General features: G+C 46.9%; 4 protein-coding genes. All 4 read left to right on the top strand.

Annotation, left to right across the window (positions count from 1 at the left end; translation table 11 throughout):
- Nucleotides 1-323 precede the first annotated feature (323 nt).
- Nucleotides 324-1,067, top strand: coding sequence for a hypothetical protein (locus tag WBV75_RS06420; protein ID WP_424119814.1), 744 nt, complete (start codon nt 324-326; stop codon nt 1,065-1,067).
- Between the two features lie 19 nt (nt 1,068-1,086).
- The gene (locus WBV75_RS06415; protein ID WP_424119813.1) at nt 1,087-1,851 is read left to right on the top strand and encodes a carboxypeptidase-like regulatory domain-containing protein; all 765 of its coding nucleotides are present in this window, start codon (nt 1,087-1,089) and stop codon (nt 1,849-1,851) included.
- Between the two features lie 62 nt (nt 1,852-1,913).
- Nucleotides 1,914-2,447 carry a DUF6702 family protein gene (locus WBV75_RS06410; protein ID WP_424119812.1) on the top strand — a complete coding sequence of 178 codons (534 nt, stop codon included), beginning with the start codon at nt 1,914-1,916 and terminating at the stop codon, nt 2,445-2,447.
- Between the two features lie 68 nt (nt 2,448-2,515).
- Nucleotides 2,516-4,266 (top strand): M1 family metallopeptidase (locus WBV75_RS06405; RefSeq protein ID WP_424119811.1); only part of this gene is annotated, 1,751 nt, incomplete at its 3' end.

The following is a 4,266-nucleotide window of genomic DNA, read 5'->3' as shown; positions in this document are numbered from 1 at the left end:
ACTGAAAATGGCTTCAACAACCACTTTAATGGATAAACGGAAAAGCCCAACCTGATCTCAGTTCAAATACCGGGCATATCCGTCAAAAAACGGGTAAGCTTCGCAGGGAATCCCCGAGGAAGTTCAGGTATATCTGAGCCGGGATTACCCTGGAACGGCAATCCAAAATACTCAATGCAAATAAAGGGTTCAAACTGCAGCTTTAAAGCATCTTTGCAGGACCCAGGTTGCCCGTTTCACCCTCTATTAACATAAGTTTAGGGGCAGCGGCTTTTTTTTTAGGGCAAGTTGCATTTTCTTTATAGCTACTAATGACTGACTGTATGAGGCTGTTGATTCTTATGATTATGTTTTTTGGGGTACTCGTTCCGGGTCGCGCCCAGGAGGATGACCGTACTTTGTTACGGGGAACCGTTCTATATCGAAATTCCGTAGTACCCAATGAGAATGTGATCAATACGACCGCACAACAGGCGACCATTACAGACGAAGGCGGAAAATTTGCGATTCCCGTAAAAGTGGGAGATGAGGTGGTTTTTATGGCCCTCAACTACCAGTTGCAGATGGTGAAAATCACCGAGGATATTCTCAAAAATAACCGGTTGGTCGTGGAGGTGACCGAAAAAGTCACAGAATTGGATGAAGTAGTCGTAAGTCCGGAAGAGCAGGAGGAATTTATCCGTTTGAGCAATGAGGATTTTAAGGGTTTTGACTACGATACGGATGAAACCTCAGAAGTGATCAATATTGCAGAAGACCCTACTACCCGGGGAATGCAGGATGGGTTGAATTTCGTGAATATATTTAAGCTCCTGGCCTCAACGGTTGCCGGGGATAAACCCGATGAAACCCCGGCCCTTAAGCCGAGTGAAGTCTTGCGGCAAGTGTACGACGATGCATTTTTTGTGCAGGATTTACAAATCCCACAAGCGGATATTGATGCATTTTTGGTCTACTGTGATAGCCAACTCCCACCCAAAACCCTTTTGAGAAAGGAAAATGAATTTCAACTCATTGACTTCCTGGTCACCCAAAGTGAAGCCTTCAGACTTGAACAGGGTAATTAATATAATTCCAGTTTTTTTTGTGGTGCTCTTTATAAATCCCCTATTATCACGGGGGCAGGAGACCTCCCTGCGAAACCGCGAACTTAAAGGTCTGGTAGTCGAGGCCGGGGAGGGGATCCCCAACGTCCACATTTTAAACCTTTCCGCGGAAAGAGCAACGATTACCAATGCCGAGGGATTCTTCAGTATGGATACCCGGGTTGGAGATACACTTCTGATATCCGCCATTCGCTACGAGCGAAAGACCTTTGTAATTACCGATCAAATGTTGGAGTCTTCGGGCTTGGAGATTGAGATGGTGCCTTTTGTCAACCAACTCCAGGAAGTTGTTGTAAGGCCCTATAATCTCAGCGGAAGGCTAGATGAGGACCTCGTAAACCTCAGGGTGGAAGAACCTGTCACGGCTGCATCCCTGAACCTGCCCAATGCGTATGCGAAAAAGCGTACCCAGGCGGAACGTCAGTTGATAGAGGCGAAAAGCGGGGGAAGTGGGATACCGCTTAATCCTATTATCAATGCGATTACAGGGCGGACCAAAATGTTAAAAAAAAGACTGGCACGGGACCAGGCCTATCTCCAGACCCAGGAGGTTCGGGCCCGATATCCCGACAGCCTGTTCGTATCCGATATAAAAATCCCGGAAATACGAATTCCGGATTTTATGTATTTCTGTGAGATGGATCCTGAATTTTCGGGTCTTGCCGAATCAGAAGACCTCCTGAAAATGTGGGACTTCCTTAAAGCCAAGGGTCTGGAATACCGCAAGGCGAACGAATTGGATTAGAATCGATTCATTTGTTTATTTTTGCCCCCACGCAAGACTCCGGTTTTGTGAAATAACACTCTATGCGCCCCAGGCATTTTCTCTACGTCCTGTTGTTCTGGCTGGCCCTGCCCCTGACTTCGTTTTCCGGGGTGGAGTCCAATTCAGGAGCTCATAAATTTTATGTAAGCGTAACTACAGTGGAGTACGCTCAAAAGGAGGAATCCCTGCAAATTATCAGCAGGATTTTTATCGATGACCTAGAGAGTGCCCTCCTGGCGCGCTATGATGTAAAGGCCGATTTGGGGACACCCGGGGAATCAGAGGAGGGTATCTCCTACATCGAACGCTATTTCAATTCCAAATTCACTGTTTTTGTAAACGGCGAGGTCCGGAAGTATACCTTTTTGGGAAGGAAATACGACAGGGACCAGGTGATCTGTTACCTGGAGGTCAGCGGAATTCCCAAAGCTGGTTTGGAGTCTGTGGGTATCCAAAACGAGATACTAATGGATGTTTTTGAAGAACAAAAAAACCTGGTACATCTCAAAATACTGGGCGAAAAAAAGAGCTACGTCCTGATCCGGGAGAATAATAAAGGAATGTTAAACTTATAGCTGAACTCGGGGCTATCCTCAAAAATCGAGTATTTTTCACGTCAAACTAATTACAACAGAATCAGATTATGAAAGTAAAGTTTTATTTGTCTGCCTTTTTCTTTGCATTTGCAGCCCTTGCCTGGGCACAGGAAGAAGCCGAACAGACACGAAAACCAGGGCACATCAACGAGAGTAAATTCCAGCAGTTATACCAGGAATTTGCTACCCCAAACACTTACCGAAGTGCCTCTGGAACCCCCGGACCGGATTATTATCAGCAGCAAGCAGATTATAAAATGGACATCGTCCTGGATGACAAAAACGCCCGTATTTATGGGGAGGAAACTATAACATACCACAACAATGCCCCGGATGATTTGGAGTACTTGTGGGTACAATTGGATCAGAATGTCCGCTCCAAAGAGTCAAAATCCCCGCTGAGGGACGGGGGCGGAGTACCCCTTGCGTATCGCACCGCCTCTTTCGCTGGGGAATACCTGACACAGCCTTTTGATGGGGGATTCAATATTGAATTCGTAAAAGATGCACAGGGAAGGCCACTGGATTACACCATCAATCAAACGATGATGCGGGTCAATATCCCGAAAGCCCTCAAGAGTGGAGAAAAAATCTCTTTTTCCATCAAGTGGTGGTACAACATACCGGATCATACGGTGAACCGGGCCCGTTCCGGTTACGAGTATTTTCCGAAGGACGGGAACAGGGCGTATGTTATCGCACAGTTTTTCCCAAGGATGGCTGTTTACAGCGATGTAGAAGGGTGGCAGAACCACCAGTTCTGGGGTAGTGGTGAATTTGCTTTGCCTTTTGGGAATTACGATGTAAACATCACCGTACCCGCGGATCACACCCTGGATGCTACCGGAGTCTTGCTCAATCGCAAAGAAGTCTTTTCAAAGGATATGATGTCCCGATATGAAAAGGCCAAAAAATCCTACGATACCCCGGTAATGATCGTTACCCAGGAAGAAGTGGAAGCTGCTGAAAAAGGATTTTCTGAAAGGACCAAAACCTGGAAATTCCGCGCTGAGAATGTTCGGGATTACGGTTTTGCCACTTCCCGGAAGTTTATCTGGGATATGATGGCTGTCAGGATCGGATCAAAGGATGTTATGGCTGTATCCCTATACCCCAAGGAAGGGAACCCGTTATGGGAGGATCTCTCAACCAAGGCGGTTGCCAGCACCCTGAAGACATACTCTTCGCATACTTTCGACTACCCGTATCATAAAGCGATTTCCGTACATGCCAAAAACCAGGGGATGGAATACCCGATGATCTGTTGGAACTACGGGCGCCCCAATGAAGATGGAACGTATTCCGACCGCGTAAAATTTGGTATGATCTCGGTAATCATCCACGAAGTGGGGCATAATTTCTTCCCCATGATCGTAAATTCCGATGAGCGTCAGTGGGGCTGGATGGATGAAGGCCTGGATACCTTTATGCAGTACCTGGCTGAACAGGAGTTTGGAAAAACCTATTCTGATGTTATCGCTCCGAATGAAAAATATCCATCCCGTCGTGGGGATCCTGCCAAAATTGTACCCTACATGTCCGGAGATCAGGACTATATTTCTCCGATTATGTCCAATCCTGAGAATGTTTACCAACTCGGGCCGAACGCTTATGGAAAGCCGGCCACTGCACTGAATATCCTACGGGAAACCGTTATGGGGCCTGAGCTTTTTGACCACGCCTTTAAAACCTATGCCCAGCGCTGGAAATTCAAGCACCCGACTCCCGAAGACTTTTTCAGGACGATGGAGGATGCTTCTGCAGTGGATTTGGATTGGTTCTGGAGGTCCTGGTTCTA

The sequence above is a fragment of the Robiginitalea sp. genome (assembly GCF_049588695.1).
Taxonomy (GTDB): Bacteria; Bacteroidota; Bacteroidia; order Flavobacteriales; family Flavobacteriaceae; genus Robiginitalea.
This window is presented reverse-complemented; position numbering and strand designations above follow the sequence as displayed.